This is a genomic window from Methylotuvimicrobium buryatense, from assembly GCF_005931095.1.
Classification (GTDB): domain Bacteria; phylum Pseudomonadota; class Gammaproteobacteria; order Methylococcales; family Methylomonadaceae; genus Methylotuvimicrobium; species Methylotuvimicrobium buryatense.
The window spans coordinates 3,981,148-4,001,554 of the sequence record NZ_CP035467.1; the positions used below are offsets into that span (position 1 = coordinate 3,981,148).

Here is a 20,407-nt window from a genome sequence, read left to right on the forward strand (position 1 = left end):
CCAGGCGCTGCCGAAATTTGAAGTGCGAAAGGTACAATAGCCGGATCAATAATCGTCCATGCCGCCGACCGGCATCATCGGTTTGTCTTCTTTCGGCAATTCGGCGACCATCGCTTCGGTCGTCAGCATGAGTCCCGCGATCGAGGCCGCGTTTTGCAAGGCCGACCGAGCCACTTTGGTCGGGTCGAGAATGCCCATTTCGAGCATGTCGCCGTATTCGCCGCTGGCCGCGTTGTAACCATAACTGCCGCTGCCTTCTTGAACCTTGGCCACAATGACCGAAGCCTCGACGCCGGCATTGGTTGCGATTTGGCGCAACGGCTCTTCGATCGCGCGGCGCAATATCTTGATTCCGACGTTACGGTCGGTATTGTCGGTTTTCAGATCTTGCAAGGCAGCTTGCGCGCGGATCAGCGCGACGCCGCCGCCTGGCACGATGCCTTCTTCGACCGCTGCGCGAGTCGCATGTAAGGCGTCTTCGACGCGCGCTTTCTTTTCCTTCATTTCGATCTCGGTCGCCGCGCCGACTTTGATCACCGCGACACCGCCAGACAATTTAGCAATACGCTCTTGTAGTTTTTCCTTGTCGTAATTCGAGCTGGTATCTTCGACTTGTTTGCGCAACTGCTCAACGCGCGCCGTGATGTCTTCGTGTTTACCGCTACCGTCGACGATGATGGTATTGTCTTTGTTGACTTGAACTTTCTTCGCGGTGCCGAGATCCTCGAGTTCGGTTTTTTCGAGGCTCAAGCCGACTTCTTCGGTGATGACCTTGCCGCCGGTCAGAATCGCCATGTCTTCGAGCATCGCTTTACGCCGGTCGCCGAAGCCCGGTGCTTTAACCGCACAAACTTTCAAAATGCCTCTCAATGTATTGACGACCAGCGTCGCGAGAGCTTCGCCTTCGACATCCTCGGCGACGATCAATAAAGGCTTGCCGGATTTGGACACTTTTTCGAGCAACGGCAGCATGTCGCGGATATTCGAAATTTTTTTGTCGTGCAGCAGAATGTACGGGGCATCCAATTCGGCCGTCATCGTTTCTTTTTGATTCGCGAAATACGGCGAAATGTAGCCGCGGTCGAATTGCATGCCCTCGACGACTTCGAGCTCGTTGTCCATTCCTGAACCGTCCTCGACGGTAATGACGCCTTCCTTGCCGACCTTGTCCATTGCATCGGCAATGATCTTGCCAATCGACTCATCCGCATTGGCCGAAACCGTGCCGACTTGTGCGATAGACTTACTGTCCTCGCAAGGTTTGGAGATTTTTTTCAATTCTTCGACCGCGGAGCTAACCGCTTGATCGATGCCGCGCTTAATATCCATCGGATTGGCGCCGGCCGCGACCGATTTCAAGCCCTCGCGCACAATCGCTTGAGCCAAAACGGTTGCAGTCGTTGTACCGTCGCCGGCGATGTCAGAAGTCTTCGAAGCGACTTCCTTGACCATTTGAGCGCCCATGTTTTCGAATTTACCTTGCAATTCGATTTCTTTCGCGACCGATACGCCGTCTTTGGTCACAGTCGGCGCGCCGAAACTCTTTGCCAACACGACGTTGCGGCCTTTCGGTCCGAGCGTTTGCTTGACCGCATCGGCCAAAATGTTGACGCCTGTTAACATACGGTGACGCGCATCATCTGAAAATAGAACTTCTTTAGCTGCCATATTCGGTTTTCCTCCAACTATTCTTCAAATCGGTTACATCAAGATTCTAAAACACCCAAAATATCGTCTTCGCGCAACACGACGAGCTCGGCGCCGTCTATTTTGACATCGGTGCCGGAATATTTGCCGATCAAGACCTTGTCGCCGACCTTGACTGTCAATGCGTGTTTATCGCCGTTAGAGAGCAATTTACCGTTGCCGACGGCAATGACTTCGGCAGTGATCGGTTTTTCCTTCGCATTATCGGGAATTACGATGCCTCCCGGCGTGGTTTTCTCGCTTTCCAAGCGCTTAACGACGACACGGTCATGTAAAGGACGAATACTCATAAGAATGTGTACCTCATGAATCAATAAATAAATGAAATGAATGTTGAATAAAGTTTCATATCGCTATTGACTTGTGCAACGACCATTTTGTTATGTCGAACTAGAGGATAGAAAAGCTTCTGACTCATCAGATAAATTTCCTATTTTAAGTTGTCATTATAAAAATGGTGCTGTACTAGCTTCGACGCAAATTTAGGGGTGGTTTTTTGAATTTCAAGGCCGCTTTTTTAAATTTTTAGGTTCTGTTTCTTGAAAATTTATAGAAGGCGGCCTTTAACCACAAAACCTGTGGATAACTTTGTGCATATCTTGAAGACTGAGACGATAAAGCCGCATGTTTATTACAACTTTGTTAAATCGGCTAATTTTTATACAGTATGCGGTCAAATTATGATATCAATGACTTACATGCATAATTGAAGACGTATTTGTATTTAAAACCCGCCTAACCGGCTAAGTTAAAGCTAAGATAGAACAATGTGCATAAACCTAAAAAGAGCAGTTGAGAGCCTCAAACTACCGTTCGCCCTGAGCCCTTCGGCTGCGCTCAGGAGAGCCCCGTCGAAGGGTGAACGGTAGTTTGAGGCTTCACCAAGACGGTGAAAGTGTTGTAGACCCTTCATGCTTCGACTTAGCACAACACGAACGGTCTACAACACATGTCAACTGCTCTTTTTAGGATAAAAGCCCATGCCTAAGCCTTCCGCCTAGGCCCATTGAAGACTAGAACACCTCAAAGAATAACGAATGCCAGCCTAGCTCGAGGTACCAAAGAACGAGCATGAAATAACTTCGACAACTTCTGGGAGGGGGTTCGGTGGCTCGATTGACAGGTGTCGGCGGCAGGGCAGATTTTTGCTCCTGCAAAATCTGCATTCATGCCATCCATGGCAATCAGATTCCGCCGTCAAGCCTACATGGAAGTATTCACGGCGTCCTGTCAAGCGAGTCACCGAATCGCCGCAAAGCCTACTACTTGTAGCAGTTATTTTGTGCATATTCCTAAGCAAAAGCGAAGCCGAGGCACTATATGGCTTTCCATGGCTTGCATCGATTGCAATCGGCTCCAGTTCGAATCGCGCGGCGGGTCTCGGAAAGCAAGAGCCACGAAAAAAGCCCCCCCTTTCACCTTTCCCCTTTCCCCTTTCCCCTTTCACCTTTCACCTTTCACCTTTCACCTTTCACCTTTCACCTTTCACCTTTCACCTTTCCCCTTTTCCCCTTTCCCCTTTCCCTTTCCCCTTTCCCCTTTCACCTTTCACCTTTCCCCTTTCACCTTTCACCTTTCACCTTTCATCTTTCACCTTTCATCTTTCATCTTTCACCTGACTTCCCCAAATACTCGACAACAACCTCCCAAACCGTTTTTCCCGAAGACGGCTCGCCGACACCGGCCCAACCGGCGACTTTATAAGTTTTATCGGCATCAAGCGTCTTTCCGTCCGGCATTCTAAGTCCGGAGATACGACGGCCGACTTCCGCGTTCGGATCGCAATTGAAACGAAAGCCGCCGACGCGCACCATGTCGCCGCCTTGACGATAATACGGATCTTTGTTGAATAGATTATCCGCAATATCTTCGAGAATCGCTTTGATTTCTCGTCCTAATAGGGAGCGCATATAAGTTTCTGGATAAGTGATCGCAGTATGATTCATCACGTCCTCCAGCGTAATTGTTTGCCCCGGCAGTAATGTGTTGCCCCAGCGGAATCCCGGTGACATGGCGATCTCGGCACCACTAACTTCAAGCAAGGCATCGAGAATTAATTGATCGAAGGTACCGTGAAAACGGTCGCGCCGATACAAGAGTCGGTCGGCAGTCGCTAACGGATAAGCCAATTGATCGATATATGGATTTCTAACGGTTTCAATCAATTTCTGCATCTTAGGATCGGGCGGCAACAGATTCGAGAATATCGGCAATAAACGGTAATTCAAACCTTTCAGTCGACCTTTACCAACATCCAAATCCAACACCGCCAAAAACTTGCCATGGCTGCCGGCATTGCTCACCCAAGTCTTGCCGCCCGAATTATCGATCAAGATTGGTTTGGGCAAGGCATCGTGCGTATGACCGCCTAAAATAATATCCAGCCTACTGACTCTCGACGCCAATTTTAAATCGACATCGAGGCCGTTATGAGACAGCAGCACGATGACATCGGCGGCTTTATCGGTTTTGATCTGGTCTATGACGGCTTGCAGATTGTGTTCTTGAATGCCGAATTGCCAATCCGGGACGAAGCGCTTGGGATTGGCTATCGGCGTGTATGGAAACGCCTGCCCGATGACGGCAACTCGCGCGTGTTGCAAGGTTTTAATGACATAGGGTTTGAACACAGCAGGGTTATCGTCATCACTGTCGAATCGGGCCGCATCGGTCAACGCAATATTTTGCGCGGCGAACTCGCCGTTAAACTGTTTGAGATTTTCCAAAACACGCTTGCTGCCGTAAGTAAATTCCCAGTGTCCGGTCATTACGTCGACGCCCAAGAGATTGCAGGCCGCCACCATATCCCGCCCTTGCGTCCACAATGCCGTAGCCGAACCTTGCCAACTGTCGCCGCCGTCGAGCAATAAGGTGTTGCCTGGACCGCTTTCTCCCCGAAGCAGCTCGATCAATGTCGCCAAGTGCGCGAAACCGCCCATTTTTCCGTAAATTTCGGCCAATTCGATAAAGTGTAAATGCGTGAAGGCATAAGCTTCAGGGCTGCCGGATTTTATCCTGTAATAATCGACTAATGCCTGCCCGCTTAAAGGAACCGCGTGCCCATGCCTTTCGCCGGCGGTGAGAATATTCGAAGGCTCCCGATAATAAACAGGAAGCAATTGCGCATGGCAATCGGTAAAATGCAGCAATCTGACATTGCCGAAGGACTGTGCCGAATATAGGCCTTCGATATCGAAATCGCCGAAACGCCTTTGTGTCGAACAATTCGAGGATAACAGCGTTATCGTAAGCGCTTGTAAAAACTCACGGCGACTTAAATTCATCGTCTGGATTTTCTCCGATGGATGGACATACGACAAATGCGTTTTATATTCAATAGTTAGGATTTCGTAACAAATAACGTCCTGGAACTCTGAGCTTTGTTGAGAGTTCGGTAACTCGCTTGGCAGGACGCCGTGAATACGTCCGAGTAGACTTGACGGCGGCGACTGATTGCCAAGGATGGCATGAATGCAGATTTTGCAGGAGCAAAAATCTGCCCTGCCGCCGACACCTGCCAATCGAGTTACCGAACCCTCCATAAAATAGAAAAGTTATTTACGACCAAATCCTTATTGTAAAGAATGAACATGCCGGAAACCGTTTTCAATCACAATTTAAGCGCTTTTTTCAAAGGGTTTTACGGCGACTTACTCGCGCCGGCCGCCGGTATTGCAATGGCGCTGGCTTTCGCGCCTTTCGATCATGCCTATCTGGCCTTCGTCGCCTTGGCTTTTATATTTGCGTCTTGGGAGGAATTAACTCCCGCCCGTGCCGCCTTCCGGGGATTCTTGTTTGGCTTGGGCTTATTCGGCTTCGGCGTTTCATGGGTATTCGTCAGCGTTCGAGTCTATGGCGGAGCCGATTTGTTGAGTTCCGTATTGATCACGCTGTTATTTGTATCGGTCTGGTCCCTCTTCCCGGCACTGACCGGATACTTGACGAGCGCGATCGTTCGTCGTTCAGACCACGCTATCAATAGCTTGATTCCGCCCGGCATCTGGATTTTAGTGGAATATATCCGAGGCAATTGGTTTCTTAACGGCTTTCCGTGGCTGCAAATTGCCTACTCGCAACTCGCGACCCCTTTTTCCGGCTATATTCCTATCATCGGTGTGTACGGCACCGGTTTTTTGATGGCTCTGAGCGCTGGCCTCGCGCTGCAATGCCGTCACGGCAAACGGCGCATCGTGACGAATCTAACCCTAATTACCGTGCTTTTCGCGAGCGGCGCCCTATGCAAAAACATCGCATGGACTCATTCAATCGGAGAGAGCATTCGCGTCAGCTTATTGCAGGGCAATATTCCGCAGGAACAAAAATGGGCGCCGGAAAACCGCAATGCAACGTTACGGAAATACCGCGACTTAACAGAAAAACACTGGGACTCCGACATTATCGTCTGGCCGGAAACATCGATTCCGGCTTATTATTCCGAAGTCAAAGAAAGTTTTATCGAACCGCTAGAGCGCGAAGCCGTCGAACACGACAGTGACATCATCGTCAGCCTCCCTATGAAAGGCGATCAACCGCACGTAAAATACAACTCGGTATTAGTGCTCGGTAAACAACGAAGTATTTATCATAAAAACCATTTACTGCCTTTCGGCGAATATTTGCCCTTGCAACCCTTGTCCGGAAAAATTCTCGCTTTCTTAAACATGCGTCTCGGACACTTTACTCCCGGGGGAGACAATCAAACGTTGCCAATCGCGGCAGGATATCCGTTTGCGGCTTCGATCTGCTATGAGGATGCCATTAGCAGCGAAGCACGAAAGAAATTGCCGAATGCCGCTTTTTTAGTGAACGTTACCAACGATGCCTGGTTCGGACAATCGATAGAGCCTTTTCAACACTTGCAAATCGCCAGAATGCGCGCGCTCGAAACGGGCCGTTATCTATTGAGGGCTACCAATACCGGCGTAACAGCCATTGTTTCGCCTATGGGCGGCATCGTTAAACAAGCAATACCTTTCGAAACGGCGGCGATCAGCGGCATAATAGAGCCAATGGGCGGGCTGACGCCCTATGCCAAAACCGGAGATACTCCGGCGATCTCGATACTCATTGCTCTGTTATATCTATCGGAGATCAAAATTCGACACCGGGGGGCCCGTCAAAGGACGCCGTGAATACGTCCATGTAGGCTCTATGCCAGCTCCATGCTGGCAAAGCCTTTGCGAGCGCCATGGATGGCGTGAATGTCGATTTTGCAGGAGCAAAAATCGACCTAGCACCCCGGTGCCTCCTTAGGCACTGCCGAAATTTAAAGTGCGAAAGGTATAATAGTAAACATGTCGATTCAAATAAATTACAACCGCCGCACTCAAAATCGCCAGCGGGATCAATACGAAAGAGGAAGCTATGATGACTGACTGGAGCCGCAACGAATTCGCCTCGTCAATCGACTTATTTAAGATAGATGTCAAGGACTTGCGCGTCGGCATGTATGTCTCGAAACTCGATCGCCCTTGGCTGGAAACGAATTTTTTGTTTCAAGGCTTCGAGCTGAAAAACGAAAACGACATCGAAGCCGTCCAGCAACAATGCGAATATGTCTATATCGATGTCACGAAGCAATCGAAAGCCCCGCAAATCTATGCCAAAAGCACCGCCTACTCTAAAGACTTTCTGGAAAAACACACGCCGCCCGAAAAACACTCGACATTCGCGAAGGAAATCAAGAATGCCGAATATGTTCATCATAAAACGAGCAATTTAGTCAAAAGCTTCATGGAGGAAGTTCGCCTCGGCAAGACCATCAATGTCGAGCTCGCTAAAAAAGCCGTTGCCGAATGCGTCGAAAGCATTATCAATGCTCCCGATGCATTAATGTGGATGACGCAACTGAAAGAACGCGACGAATATACCGCTCAGCACAGCATGAATGTTTGTATTTACTCAATCGCGTTAGGCAGACATATCAATCTACCGATAGCCGAATTGCACCATGTCGGCTTATGCGGAATGATGCACGACATGGGCAAAATGAAAATACCGCTGGAAATTTTAAATAAACCCGGAAAATTTACGCCCGAGGAACTGAAAATCATGCAAAGTCATACGACGCTGGGCTGGAAATTACTGATGGCCTCGCCCGGCATGTATGGCGGCGCCATCGACGTTGCTCACACGCATCATGAAAAGCTGGACGGTACCGGCTATCCGCGTCAATTAAAAGCAGAACACATCACGCCTTATGCACGCATCGTTGCTATTGCCGATATGTACGATGCAATCACCAGCGATAGAATTTATCAAAACGGGCGTGCGCATCTCGAAGCCATCAGTATATTAACCAAAAATTCCGGTTCGCATCTCGACTCCTCGCTGACGATTAAATTCATCGAATGCCTGGGTATTTACCCGCCTGGAAGTATTGTCGAATTGAACACCGGAGAAGTCGGGATAGTCGTCGAGGTAAACCCGAAAGCCAAGATCCGCCCGAAAATCATCTTGTTATTAGATGAAAATAAACAAGCACGTCAAGAACGCTTGATCGATCTCTCGAAGTTGGACTTGGATGCTAGCGGTCATGCTTATAGCATACGAAAGATTGAACGCCCCGACACCTATAATATCGATGTGATCCAATATTACCAAAAGGGAATACTGAATGCGGCAATCGCCGCTTGATCTTGATTACGCCTCTCCAATAGAAAGTGTCTCTACATGGGTTTCACGCAGAACGCTCGCCGTTATACACAAGTATCGATGAACTTTCTGAACAGAGCTTATAGAAAATTCGGGAACGCTAATGTCTGATAAATCTTAAAGATATTAAACGCCCGGAACGGTAGGAGGCAAAAATAATATCAAGGCTGCATTAGCTAAACTTCGTAGGGTACGCGGTGCTTACCATGGCGCCACATATCAATGTTAACTCACAACCTATATGGCTAAACCTGGGTAAGGAGTCGGTACTTAAAGGCATAGAGGAAGGCGCAGCGTACCCTACTACAATTCATATTTAACAATTACAGAGGGTATAAAAGCTGAATATCGGGGCATCCACGAAGAACGATAAGATCAAACTTTACCGGTAATTTCGATATGTAGCGCTCGAAACTCATCGGTCAGTTTATGATACGGCGCATAATAGACCAGCGGTTTCGATTCGCTGTGCGATTCCCTAATTTTTACCGACGGAGAAATTTTAGCATCAAGCACCGGGTGACCTTCCGTAATCAGATCCTCGACCAATTGCCTTGGCAGATTGGCTTGTTTTTGGTATTGATTAACGACGATGCCTTCGATTTCCAATTCTTGGTTATGATCGGCCTTGACTTCGGTCAAAGCATGCATCAGCGTATATAAGGCCTCACGCGAAAATGCATCGCAATCGAACGGTATCAGGCACTTATGCGCGGCAATCAATGCCGATTGGCTATAAAAATTCAAGATCGGCGGGGTATCCATGTAAACCGCATCAAATCCTTCCAACTTTTCCAAAGCTTCTTTCAATTTAAAAATCTTGTATCGGGATTCCAGCCTGGCTTGTAAAGGCTCAAGCTCAGGATGAGAAGGGATCACAAAAAGATTCGGAAAAGGCGTTTCATGAATCACGTCCTCAAGCCCCGGATTATTACTGCCGAACAGACCGAGGCCTAAACAATCCTTGAAAAACTTCGCGATGGTCTTATCGGAATTAGCGACTTTTCCACCCAGTAGATACTGAGTCGCATTGCCTTGCATATCCAAGTCAACGACCAGCGTTTTTTTGCCTTCGACCGCACTGATCGCAGCCAAATTGCAAGAAATTGTGGACTTGCCGACTCCGCCCTTCTGGTTGAAAATGACCCTGCGCATGCTATGCTCCATAAAATCAGATAGTTAAAGTCGGCATTATAAGGTTTGACAGGATAATATCAACACCGAACGAAGGTATCGGCTCCGCAGGCCGGGCATTTTGGAATCTCGCTGATCGTTTTAAACGAAATTTCCTTATTGCATTGATCGCAAACAAAGGTGCCGGGACTGGCGACTTCACCACTATGATACGTATTAACTTCGGCAATCGCCCTGAGTTTGGCTAATTCGACGCTAGTTTTATCGGCCAAACTCATAAATTCCTCCAGCGCGAAATTTTCGAGCAAATCGATATCGAATTTCAGCCATTCGGACAAATCTTCAGCTTCGCTTTCATTGCGCGAATGCGCAGCATGCACGACATCGCGCTTGACGTAGTCGGATACTTTATTAATTTCTTCCTGTGTCAAACCGCCGAATTCGCTGGTTTTTTCCTTGGCTTGGTCGAGTGCATGAGCCAAAGAATGTATACCGTCGTCCATCACCTCATAAAGGTGTTCCATCAAATTGTTATAGGCTTTAATTAATTTATTGTCACTCATACGATGAACTCCTTAAAATGAGGCTTTAGATTTAAACAAGTGTACTGTATTCTAATATTTTTTGACCGGAAAAGATGAGAAGGATGGAAGAAAGTTACAAGCCGTTAGAAATCGAGCAAGCGATTCAACAATCCTGGGAAGACAACAACGCCTTCGCGGCCCATGAAGATTCGAATCGCGAAAAATATTACTGCCTATCGATGTTCCCCTACCCCAGCGGCAAGCTGCATATGGGCCATGTTCGGAATTATACGATAGGCGATGTGATCAGTCGATTTCAGCGTATGCAAGGCAAGAACGTGCTGCAACCAATGGGTTGGGACGCGTTCGGTTTGCCGGCCGAAAATGCCGCGATGCAGCACGGCGTTCATCCGGCCGATTGGACCTACGAAAACATCGGTTACATGCGCGATCAACTTAAACGTCTCGGTTTCGGTTACGACTGGAACCGCGAACTGGCAACTTGCGACCCCGATTATTACCGCTGGGAGCAATGGTTCTTCCTGAAACTCTTCGAAAAAGGCCTGGTTTATAAAAAAACCGCACCGGTCAATTGGTGTCCGAACGACTTGACGGTCCTCGCCAACGAACAAGTTATCGACGGCGGCTGCTGGCGCTGCGACACACCGGTCGAACGCAAAGAAATTTCGCAGTGGTTCCTAAAAATCACCGCCTATGCCGATGAATTGTTAGAGGCCCTAGAAAGTCTGGACGGCTGGCCGGAACAGGTCAGAACGATGCAAGCCAACTGGATCGGCCGCTCCGAAGGCGTCGAGATGGACTTTCCGGTACCCGGCGCCAGCGAACCGCTCAGAATCTATACGACCCGCCCCGACACTTTAATGGGCGTGACATACTTGGCCGTTGCCGCCGAACATCCCTTGGCACTGAAAGCCGCCGAAAACAATGCCGAAATCGCCCGCTTCGTCGAAGAGTGCAAGATCATGGAAACTTCGGAAGCTGCAATGGAAACGATGGAGAAAAAAGGCATCGATTCCGGAATCAAGGCCGTGCATCCGATTAGCGGTGAGCAAGTTCCGGTTTGGATCGCGAATTTCGTCTTGATGGGTTACGGAACCGGCGCAGTCATGGCGGTGCCCGCGCACGACCAGCGCGATTTCGAATTCGCGCATAAATACGGCATTGCGATCAAGCAGGTCATTCATTCGCTCGACGATTCCGACGACAGCTGCACCGAGAAAGCTTTTACCAACAAAGGCATCTTGCGCAACTCCGGCGAATTCGACGGACTGACCTCCGAACAAGCCTTCACCGCAATCGCCGAAAAGCTCGAAAAAGAAAATCGCGGTACTCGCAAAACCAACTTCCGACTGCGCGACTGGGGCGTTTCGAGGCAACGCTATTGGGGCGCGCCGGTTCCGATTATCTATTGCGACGACTGCGGCACGGTACCGGTGCCGGAAGATCAATTACCGGTCACATTACCGCGCGACGTCGTGCTCGACGGTTCTCAATCGCCGTTGGTCGCGCACCCGACCTTTTCGCATGTCGACTGCCCGAAATGCGGCAAACCGGCACGGCGCGAAACCGACACCTTCGACACATTCATGGAATCGTCATGGTATTTCGCGCGTTTTGCGAGCCCCAAGGCGAACTCGATGGTCGACGAAGCCGCGAAATACTGGTTACCGGTCGATCAATACATCGGCGGCATCGAACACGCGATCCTGCATCTTCTGTACGCCCGTTTTTTCACTAAATTGATGCGCGACGAAGGCTTGCCGGTACCCGACGAACCGTTCAAAAACTTGCTAACGCAAGGCATGGTACTCAAAGACGGCAGCAAAATGTCGAAATCGAAAGGCAACACGGTCGACCCGCAGGCCTTGATCGATCAATACGGCGCCGACACGGTGCGCTTGTTCATCATGTTCGCATCGCCGCCCGAACAATCGCTCGAATGGTCCGACAGCGGCGTCGAAGGCGCGTTCCGCTTTCTACGCCGGCTTTGGAAGCAGATCCATCAGCACATTCAAAACGATCTACCGGCTCCCGAAATCGACAGCAATGCATTGACCGACGATGAAAAAAATCTTCGCCGGCAACTGCATCAAACCATCGAAAAAGTCACCGACGACATGGCCAGACGCCATACTTTCAACACTGCGATCGCGGCGAACATGGAGCTTTTGAATTCCGTATCGAAATTCGATAGCGATTCCGGTAACGCCAAAGCCATTCGCCGGGAAGCATTGACGGCGATCGTCTTAATGTTGTCGCCGATGGTTCCGCATATCTGCCAACGGCTTTGGGAACATTTGGATCAAAGCGACAGTCTTTTGGATAGCGCATGGCCCAAAGCCGATTCGAGAGCGATGCGGCTCGACACGCTCGAAATCGTCGTGCAAGTCAACGGCAAGCTTCGCGGCAAGATTTCAGTGGCTGCCGGCGCTTCAAAAGAACAAATCGAAGCCTTTGCTCTCGACGACGAAAACGTCAAGCGCTTTATCGAAGACAAACCGGTCAAAAAAGTCATCGTCGTACCTAATAAATTGATCAATATAGTTGTATGAAACGAGGTCGCGCATGAGATTTAAAGTAGCCCCGCTGATTTTAATGACATTGGCGTTAAGCGCCTGCGGATACCGACTACAAGGAACCGTAGACCTCCCCGACAATATCAACAAGGTTTATCTGCAGGGAGTTTCGGGTAATCTGCGCGATCATTTTACCCGAACATTGAGATCGTCTCCCGTGCGCATCGTCGATTCGGTCGGACAAGCCGAGTTGGTAATTAATACGTTGAATGAACGACTGGATAGGCGAGTTTTGTCGCTAAGCTCCATCGGCAAAGCAAACGAGTTCGAATTAAATTACAAATTGGAATACGAACTTTTGGATAATCAAGGAGCCGTTTTGGCTCGCAATCAGTCGGTCGAAATTATCCGGGAATATTACAACGACCAGGAAGCGGTCATTGCTCAAGCCAACGAGGAACAAATAATTATTAACGAAATGTATAAACAAGCTGTACGGTCAATTCTCGACCTCGCACGAACCCAACTTCACAAATATTAAGCCTTGCGTTTAAAAGCGGAACAACTCGAAGCGGCGCTGAATAAAAATTTGGCGCCGGTCTATTTGATTGCAGGCGACGAACCGTTGCAACTGGGCGAAGCCGCCGATGCGGTTAGGCGCGCCGCGAAAAAAGCCGGATTCGAAAACAGAGAGGTGCTGACCGTCGACGCTCATTTTGAATGGGCTTCGCTGGGAGAATCCGCCGATTCATTCAGTATTTTTGCCGATAAAAAAATTATCGATTTACGGCTACCCTCCGGCAAACCCGGTGCGGAAGGCGCAAAAGCATTTACCGAATATTGCGCACGCCTGCCCGAAGACACATTACTGCTCATCACATCCGGCAAGCTCGACAGCGCTTCGTTAAAATCCAAATGGGCTCAAGCATTGGATAAGGTCGGCGTCATCATCCAAATATGGCCTCCTTCAGGGCAAGACCTCATCAACTGGCTGCAAAATAGAATGGCGAATAAAGGATTATCCGGCGACCAAGAGGGGTTGCGCTTATTAGCCGGCCGGGTTGAAGGCAATTTACTGGCTGCCGCACAAGAAATCGAAAAGCTTTTTGTGCTGCACGGTCCAAAACAACTTAGCCGACACGATATCGAATCGGCCGTCGCGGATAGTTCGCGTTACGATGTTTTTAATCTTTGCGATGCGATGCTGGCAGGAAAAACCGGACGCATACTAAAAATGTTGCAAGGTTTGAAGTCGGAAGGCACTGCGGAACCCCTTGTGTTGTGGGCATTGACCCGGGATATCCGTTTACTGATTTCGATCAAAGCCGCCCGATATCAAGGCTTTTCCAAAGATCAGGCACTCAGAAACGCTCACGTATGGGAAAATCGAAAAGGACTGGTTCTCGGCGCCGAACAACGCCTTAAACTAACGCAATTGAATAAAGCCCTGCTGATGAGCACAGAAGCGGACCGGCGAATCAAAGGGGCTTCTAAAGGCAGCGCATGGGATACTCTGACACAAATATGCCTACTGATCGGAGGCGCCGAAGTTATGGCAGAAACAATCTGAACCGAGCCCCCTCATAACAACTATTGTTATCGATTCGCACGATACCGCTTTTCGTTCCCTTGCGATGCAACTCGGCAATCGTTTCCGCAAAGAACAATCCAAGACCGGTATTACCTGGCCCGTTAGCAACCGGATACGACAAATCCGCAATTAATTCAGCAGGATATCCCTCGCCGTCGTCCTCGACCTGGAAACAAACCGAATCGCCGGATTGATAAGCCGATAACACAATGGTTTTGCGGCAATAACGCTGGGCGTTATTAATGATCGAAATCAGTACGGTATTAATTAATCCGCTATCGCAATAACAATACAGGTCGTCGGCACATTCGACGATCAAGCCTATCCCGCCCAAAGCCAGCACGCCCCTCTGTTGAGCCACCACATCGTCGAGAATATCTTTGACTTGGTACTCATCGATCACCGGACAAAACAGCGACGAATCGATTTTGTACAATACCAACAATTGCATCAGACTGCTATTCATGCGGCTTGCTTCAAACTCCAACTGTCGAAATTCGGGAGTCTCTGCAACACCGTCAAGCTTAGCTAATTGTGCAATTAATTCGCGGGCAGTCGACAAGGAATTTTTGATGTCATGAATCGATGCTGCCAAAATCGTCGAAAAATTATTGATAGGGGATATAGACATTAGACCTTGGATTCGTTCACGGCAGACATTTTTTCCAATTGCATCAACATATTCCCGATTTTATCCGGATTAACGCCATATTTAGCGGCTTTTTTGATCAAGTCCTGAGCCCTTGCAAATTTGTGTTGATTAAATCCCGACTTTTTCAAATCATAAATCAAAATCTTGATCATATTGATCATGATCGTTTTGTTTTCGGGCATAATCTCGGCCGCTTCTTCAAAAACCCGCATCGCTTCCAATAGCTTCCCTCGCTTGAACAAATCCACTCCTTTGTTATTGATTTCGATCAGGGCCTGCTTGATCGGTGCAATCAATGCATCCGCATGATGCTCGCTAACGATACTACCCAACATAGTCTTGACGTTGCCGATAAAATGTTCGTCATCGATATTATTCTTGATCAATTGATCCAGTATCGCGTTCGCCGATTCATTATTTCCTTTTAAATAATGCGCCTTAACGACATCCATGCGCAAATCATTCGGAATTTTATCGCCCAACTTTTCGCACAACGCCTGTGCTGTCCGATAAGCCTGCTCCGACATTTCTTCATCGCCGATTTGCTGGTAGACTTCGGTCTCCAATGCCGCCGCTCGAAGTTCTGCCTCCGGATCATTGATATACTGTTTGCGCATGTCTTTCAGCGTATTCAGCGCTGCAGCGCTATTATTGGTCTTCGAATAAACTTTGGCCAACCCGGAAAAATCCCCGGATGACTTGTGAACGGAGTTTTTGCCTAAATTGACCGCCGATAAATAAGCCTTTTCGGCGATTTCCAAATGCCCCGTTTTATCGGCTAAAGCCGCTAATTTCTTATGCCGCAAAATAGCCTGCGGTGAAATCTTGGTAGCCTTATCTAACGCGGCTTGCGCGGTTAGATAATCGCCGCTCGCTTCATGAGCTTTGGCTAACCAGTCATAAGCCTCCAACATCATCGGCTGACTGTCGATTAAGTTTTGAAAAACTTCAACGGCCGATTCGTAGTCGCCTTGCAAATAAGCGATAATTCCCAACCCCAGACGCGCCCAATTAAGCTCTCGCGCGGCCAACACTTCGCGGTAAATACTTTCCGCTTTTTTAAAATCGCCGGTATTAACAGCCAATTCGGCACGAATTTTCTGCAAATGCAAATGCATTTTCCGGTTGCCTTCTTGGAGCTTGCTATCGCAATACTGGATCGCCAGACTATAATTATCGGCCTCGATTGCCTGTTCTATATCGGCGAAAAACTCTTTTTTAGTTTGATTTCTTTCCAGCCGCATCAGTAATTGTTGACCGTTAAAAGGCTTAGTCAAATACTCGTCAGGCTTACTTTCCATAGCCCCCAAGACCATACTTTGATTTTGTTCCGCCGTTACCATAATAAAGGTGGAGCTGTAAGGTAACAATTTACGAAACCTGGCTTCTTCTAATACTTGCTGTCCGTTCTTCCCCTCGCCTAAATTGTAATCGCACAACACGACATCGAAACGCTCCCTTTTCATCGCAGCAATCGCATTTAGACCATTGGCAGCTTCGACGATATGCTGCACATCGAGCGTATACAGCAATTCGCGTATCGCTTTACGCATATTGGCCAGATCTTCGACGATCAGAAATTTTTTGGACTTTAGATTTAGATTCATGAAAGCAATTTTAACCATAGTTTCTAAAGTGTCTAGCTCATGACTTGAAAATAATCAAAGCGCCCCCACATCGAATGCAAATTTCTTTTGAATCGATAAGAGGACACTCAAGCATGACCGTTGAAGCAAAAAAAGAAACCTTAGGCTTTGAAACCGAAGTCAAACACTTGCTACACCTGATGATTCATTCCTTGTACAGCAACAAGGAAATATTTTTACGCGAACTCATCTCCAACGCCTCCGACGCCGCCGACAAACTGCGTTTTGAAGCCTTATCCAACGACGGACTCTACGAAGGCGACAGCGAATTGAAAATTCGGCTCGAATTCGACAAGGATAAACGCACAATCACCGTCATTGACAACGGCATCGGCATGAGCCGTCAAGAAGTTCAAGAACATATAGGTACAATCGCCAAATCCGGTACCAAACAATTCTTCGAAGCGCTGACCGGCGACCAGGCAAAAGACAGCGAGCTGATCGGCCAATTCGGCGTCGGCTTCTATTCCTCGTTCATCGTCGCCGACAAAGTCACGTTGAAAACCCGCAAGGCCGGTGCGTCTCATGAAGAGGGCGTACTTTGGGAATCCTCCGGAGAAGGCGAATACACGCTGGAATCGATCGACAAACCGCAACGCGGCACAGAAATCGTTCTGCATCTGAAAGAAAGCGAGGACGAGTTTCTCGACGACTGGCGCCTGCGTTCTATCGTCCGCAAATATTCCGACCACATCTCATTACCGATCGTAATGAACAAGGAAATTCCGGCCGAAACCGACGATGAAGGCAACGAAACCGCGCCGGCCAGAATCGAGGAAGAAACGGTCAACAGCGCGTCGGCCTTATGGACCAAAGCCCGCCAGGATATTTCCGACGAAGACTACAACGAATTTTACAAGCATGTCGGACACGACTTTCAAGATCCTCTGACTCATATCCACAGCAAAGTCGAAGGTACGAACGAATATACGCTCTTGCTCTATATTCCATCGCGTGCGCCTTTCGATTTATGGGACCGCGACGCCAAACATGGCGTGAAACTGTATATCAAAAAAGTCTTCATCACCGATGACGCCGAACAATTGATGCCGCGTTACCTACGCTTCATCCGTGGCGTGATCGACGCGAATTCGCTGCCGCTGAACGTTTCGCGAGAAATCTTGCAGCAAAGCAAGCAAATCAGCACAATCAAATCCGGCGCGGTCAAAAAAGTGTTGGGACTGATCGAAGGCCTGGCTAAAAACGAAGCCGAAAAATACGAAACCTTCTGGTCCAATTTCGGCAATGTCATTAAAGAAGGCATTATCGAAGACTTTAGTAACAAAGACCGCATCGCAAAGTTGCTGCGTTTTTCTTCAACCCACACCGACAGCGAAAAACAGGACGTCTCGCTCGAAGACTATGTCGGCCGCATGAAAGAAGGCCAAGAAAAAATCTATTTCATCACGGCAGACAGCTTCGCGGCCGCGAAAAACAGCCCGCACCTGGAAATCTTCCGCAAGAAAGGCATCGAAGTCCTGCTGCTGTCCGACCGTATCGACGAATGGTTGGTCTCGAGCCTAACCGAATTCGACGGCAAGCATATGCAATCGGTCGCGAAAGGCGATCTGGACCTGGGCAAACTGGAAGACGAAGAAGAGAAAAAACAGCAGGAAGAAGTCAACAAAGACTTCGAATCGGTCGTCAATCAAATCAAGGAAGTGCTGAAAGAAAAAGTCAGCGAAGTACGTCTGTCGCACCGCCTGACCGACTCCCCTTCATGCCTGGTCAGCGATGTTTACGGCATGAGCCTGAACATGGAGCGGATCATGAAAGAAGCCGGCCAAAAAATGCCGGGCAGCAAACCGATCTTCGAGCTGAATCCGACTCACGCGCTGGTCACTCGCCTGAAAGAGGAACAAGACGACCAACGTTTTGCAGACCTGACAAACATCTTGTTCGACCAGGCGATCCTAAGCGAAGGCGGACAACTGGACGACCCGTCGGCGTTCGTACATAAATTGAACGAACTGCTGCAGGGATTGTTGAAATAAATGAGAAAAAGGCCGGGCAACCGGCCTTTTTTTTGAGCATCTTCACGTTAAGAAGGCTGTAGGGTACGCTGTGCGTACCACGACAGTATCAGCCGTAGTTTAACTTGCCCTCATGTGTTGCCTTGTGCCGACATTAGGTACGCGTAGCGTATCCTACTATTCTCTTTGGATTTATAAGTGCTTCCGACAGTGACGGGTGTTTTCGACTATTACCGCATACATCCTAAAAAGAGCAGTTGACATGTGTTGTAGACCGTTCGTGCTGAGCAAAGTAAGCGCCCTTCGGTCGCATGGCGTTAGCAAGAAACAGGGGAAGGCTACCGTTGAAAGTGTATTATATATGGACCTTACCAGCAAAGACCGAATAAGCACTGGTGCTAATTGCCCGTTGTCTGAGTGTGGTTTGGTGACGTCGGCGACTTTGGTGAGCTTTTGCATCCCGCTTGAGAGAATGAGCAAGACGATGTCCCCAGCTGGCAAGGCTATTTATGAACTTTCATCAGGAGTTTATGCCCATGGCTATGCGCGTCAGCAAAGTATTGAATATTCAGTATCCCAATGCGGCCGGTATTGATATTGGTAGCCGCAGCCACTTTGTGGCGGTTCCGGCGGATCGCGCGACAGAGTCGGTGCGGGAATTTGGTTGTTATACCGAAGATCTCAATGCGCTAGCCTTGTGGTTGCTGGACTGCGGCATTACGATAGCCGCGCTTGAATCAACAGGCGTCTATTGGATTCCGGTGTTCGAGGTTTTGGAAGCACATGGCATTCAGGTGATGTTGGTCAATGCGCGTAGCGTTAAAAATGTCTCGGGCCGTAAATCCGATGTCCTGGATTGTCAGTGGCTCCAGCAATTGATGAGTTTTGGTTTGCTCAGTTCGGCATTTCGCCCGCCTGCGGATGTTTGCGCGTTACGTGCCGTCTCGCGCCAGCGCGACACGTTGCTGCAAGACCAAGCGCGTTGCGTACAACGCATGCAAAAAGCGCTGACACAGATGAACCTGCAATTAACCAATGTCATCACGGATATCACTGGACAAACTGGACTGAACATCATACGAGCCATTGTCGCCGGGGAGCGAAATCCTATCGAACTGGCCAAACATCGAAATTACCGCATCAAGGCAAGTGAAGTTGAAATAGCCAAGAGCTTGGAAGGAACATGGAAAGCAGAGCATTTATTTTGCTTGTCGCAAGCCTTATCGCTTTATGACACCTATCGAGCCTTAATCGCTGAGGCAGACGCGAAGTTGGAGACCCTCATTGCTCCATTACGTCGTCAAGACGTGCAAACGGCCAAAGGCAAAACCAAGCGAGGCGGCAAGAATGCGCCCGGCTTTGATGTGCAGGAGGCTTTGAGGGAATGGGCAGGCGTTGATTTAACCCAGATTGGTGGTATTGATGTTTGCACGGCACTTAAAGTTTTGGTGGAGTTAGGTACGGACCTATCCAAGTTTAAAACGGCCAAGCATTTTTGTTCCTGGCTGGGATTATGCCCAGGGACCCGAATCTCAGGCGGCAAACGTCTTTCAGGCGCTAGCAAACGGATACCTAACCGGGTGGCGCGTGCGCTTAAGTTAGCGGCGCAAGGATTGCATCGCAGCCAATGCGGATTAGGCGCCTATTACCGAAAAACGGCGGCTCGCTTGGGTAAAGGAAAAGCTATCACCGCCACAGCGCATAAATTAGCCCGATTAATCTATGCCATGTTAACGAAGGGCACCGAGTATGTTCAGCAATCACAAGCTGAATATGAAGCGAAATTCCATGACCGTACCCTTAAGTATCTTCAACTAAAGGCGAAAACACTCGGATTTGACCTCGTGCCTCAAGCTGTTTGAAGGCCTATTTAATGATTTTATTTATCCTGTAACCTATTGATTAAGAATAACTAAATTAGCTGTTTCTTGAGAGCTAAGTCGAAGCATGAAGGGTATACAACACTTTCACCGTCGTGGTGAAGCCTCA

The 20,407-nt window shown here is 48.8% G+C and carries 14 protein-coding genes; 7 read left to right on the top strand and 7 right to left on the bottom strand.

Going from position 1 to position 20,407, the window contains the following annotated elements; genetic code table 11:
• Positions 1-45 precede the first annotated feature (45 nt).
• The 3 genes from groL to soxB all read right to left on the bottom strand — a co-directional run bounded on the left by groL (position 46) and on the right by soxB (position 4,991).
• Positions 46-1,668 carry a chaperonin GroEL gene (gene groL / locus EQU24_RS17820; protein ID WP_017842266.1) on the bottom strand — a complete coding sequence of 541 codons (1,623 nt, stop codon included), beginning with the start codon at positions 1,666-1,668 and terminating at the stop codon, positions 46-48.
• A 38-nt stretch (positions 1,669-1,706) separates the two neighbouring features.
• Positions 1,707-1,997, bottom strand: a complete 291-nt coding sequence (groES, locus tag EQU24_RS17825) for a co-chaperone GroES (protein ID WP_017842265.1) — start codon at positions 1,995-1,997, stop codon at positions 1,707-1,709.
• 1,314 nt (positions 1,998-3,311) lie between these two features.
• Positions 3,312-4,991, bottom strand: coding sequence for a thiosulfohydrolase SoxB (gene soxB / locus EQU24_RS17830; RefSeq protein WP_017842264.1), 1,680 nt, complete (start codon positions 4,989-4,991; stop codon positions 3,312-3,314).
• 306 nt (positions 4,992-5,297) lie between these two features.
• On the opposite strand from soxB, the gene lnt reads away from it, so the two are divergent.
• Complete coding sequence (gene lnt / locus EQU24_RS17835) at positions 5,298-6,839, top strand: apolipoprotein N-acyltransferase (protein WP_017842263.1); 1,542 nt, start codon at positions 5,298-5,300, stop codon at positions 6,837-6,839.
• 232 nt (positions 6,840-7,071) lie between these two features.
• A complete protein-coding gene (locus tag EQU24_RS17840; RefSeq protein ID WP_235726430.1) occupies positions 7,072-8,343 on the top strand; it encodes a cyclic di-GMP phosphodiesterase in 1,272 nt (423 codons plus the stop codon).
• A 393-nt stretch (positions 8,344-8,736) separates the two neighbouring features.
• Here the strand turns inward: EQU24_RS17840 and EQU24_RS17845 are convergent, their stop codons facing one another.
• Together EQU24_RS17845 and EQU24_RS17850 are read right to left on the bottom strand one after the other, a co-directional pair.
• Entirely contained in the window at positions 8,737-9,516 is a 780-nt protein-coding gene (locus EQU24_RS17845; protein ID WP_017842260.1) for a ParA family protein, read from the bottom strand.
• A 59-nt stretch (positions 9,517-9,575) separates the two neighbouring features.
• Entirely contained in the window at positions 9,576-10,058 is a 483-nt protein-coding gene (locus EQU24_RS17850; protein WP_017842259.1) for a zinc ribbon-containing protein, read from the bottom strand.
• 83 nt (positions 10,059-10,141) lie between these two features.
• Here EQU24_RS17850 and leuS point away from each other — a divergent pair, with 83 nt between their 5' ends.
• The 3 genes from leuS to holA are packed head-to-tail and all read left to right on the top strand — an operon-like array spanning position 10,142 to position 14,126.
• Positions 10,142-12,592 carry a leucine--tRNA ligase gene (leuS, locus tag EQU24_RS17855; protein ID WP_017842258.1) on the top strand — a complete coding sequence of 817 codons (2,451 nt, stop codon included), beginning with the start codon at positions 10,142-10,144 and terminating at the stop codon, positions 12,590-12,592.
• 13 nt (positions 12,593-12,605) lie between these two features.
• Complete coding sequence (locus EQU24_RS17860; protein WP_017842257.1) at positions 12,606-13,097, top strand: LPS-assembly lipoprotein LptE; 492 nt, start codon at positions 12,606-12,608, stop codon at positions 13,095-13,097.
• A gap of 3 nt (positions 13,098-13,100) precedes the next feature.
• Positions 13,101-14,126, top strand: a complete 1,026-nt coding sequence (holA, locus tag EQU24_RS17865) for a DNA polymerase III subunit delta (protein ID WP_017842256.1) — start codon at positions 13,101-13,103, stop codon at positions 14,124-14,126.
• On the opposite strand, the gene EQU24_RS17870 is transcribed toward holA, so the two are convergent.
• Positions 14,107-14,778 carry a sensor histidine kinase gene (locus EQU24_RS17870; RefSeq protein ID WP_017842255.1) on the bottom strand — a complete coding sequence of 224 codons (672 nt, stop codon included), beginning with the start codon at positions 14,776-14,778 and terminating at the stop codon, positions 14,107-14,109. The genes holA and EQU24_RS17870 overlap by 20 nt on opposite strands.
• Positions 14,778-16,424, bottom strand: a complete 1,647-nt coding sequence (locus tag EQU24_RS17875; RefSeq protein ID WP_017842254.1) for a response regulator — start codon at positions 16,422-16,424, stop codon at positions 14,778-14,780. The genes EQU24_RS17870 and EQU24_RS17875 overlap by 1 nt, the downstream gene beginning before the upstream one ends.
• 95 nt (positions 16,425-16,519) lie before the next feature.
• Here EQU24_RS17875 and htpG point away from each other — a divergent pair, with 95 nt between their 5' ends.
• Together htpG and EQU24_RS17885 are read left to right on the top strand one after the other, a co-directional pair.
• A complete protein-coding gene (gene htpG, locus EQU24_RS17880; protein WP_017842253.1) occupies positions 16,520-18,439 on the top strand; it encodes a molecular chaperone HtpG in 1,920 nt (639 codons plus the stop codon).
• 515 nt (positions 18,440-18,954) lie between these two features.
• Positions 18,955-20,280: an IS110 family RNA-guided transposase gene (locus EQU24_RS17885; protein ID WP_017840197.1), complete on the top strand. Its 1,326-nt coding sequence runs from the start codon at positions 18,955-18,957 to the stop codon at positions 20,278-20,280.
• The last annotated feature ends 127 nt before the right edge of the window (positions 20,281-20,407 follow it).

Bases quoted from the DNA above. Each gene is read 5' to 3' on its own strand.
- EQU24_RS17885 (WP_017840197.1), top strand. From the start codon at position 18,955: ATGGCTATGCGCGTCAGCAAAGTATTGAATATTCAGTATCCCAATGCG.
- EQU24_RS17875 (WP_017842254.1), bottom strand. From the start codon at position 16,424: ATGGTTAAAATTGCTTTCATGAATCTAAATCTAAAGTCCAAAAAATTT.
- leuS (WP_017842258.1), top strand. From the start codon at position 10,142: ATGGAAGAAAGTTACAAGCCGTTAGAAATCGAGCAAGCGATTCAACAA.
- groES (WP_017842265.1), bottom strand. From the start codon at position 1,997: ATGAGTATTCGTCCTTTACATGACCGTGTCGTCGTTAAGCGCTTGGAA.
- EQU24_RS17850 (WP_017842259.1), bottom strand. From the start codon at position 10,058: ATGAGTGACAATAAATTAATTAAAGCCTATAACAATTTGATGGAACAC.
- EQU24_RS17870 (WP_017842255.1), bottom strand. From the start codon at position 14,778: ATGTCTATATCCCCTATCAATAATTTTTCGACGATTTTGGCAGCATCG.
- groL (WP_017842266.1), bottom strand. From the start codon at position 1,668: ATGGCAGCTAAAGAAGTTCTATTTTCAGATGATGCGCGTCACCGTATG.
- soxB (WP_017842264.1), bottom strand. From the start codon at position 4,991: ATGAATTTAAGTCGCCGTGAGTTTTTACAAGCGCTTACGATAACGCTG.
- EQU24_RS17845 (WP_017842260.1), bottom strand. From the start codon at position 9,516: ATGCGCAGGGTCATTTTCAACCAGAAGGGCGGAGTCGGCAAGTCCACA.
- EQU24_RS17860 (WP_017842257.1), top strand. From the start codon at position 12,606: ATGAGATTTAAAGTAGCCCCGCTGATTTTAATGACATTGGCGTTAAGC.
- lnt (WP_017842263.1), top strand. From the start codon at position 5,298: ATGCCGGAAACCGTTTTCAATCACAATTTAAGCGCTTTTTTCAAAGGG.
- htpG (WP_017842253.1), top strand. From the start codon at position 16,520: ATGACCGTTGAAGCAAAAAAAGAAACCTTAGGCTTTGAAACCGAAGTC.
- EQU24_RS17840 (WP_235726430.1), top strand. From the start codon at position 7,072: ATGATGACTGACTGGAGCCGCAACGAATTCGCCTCGTCAATCGACTTA.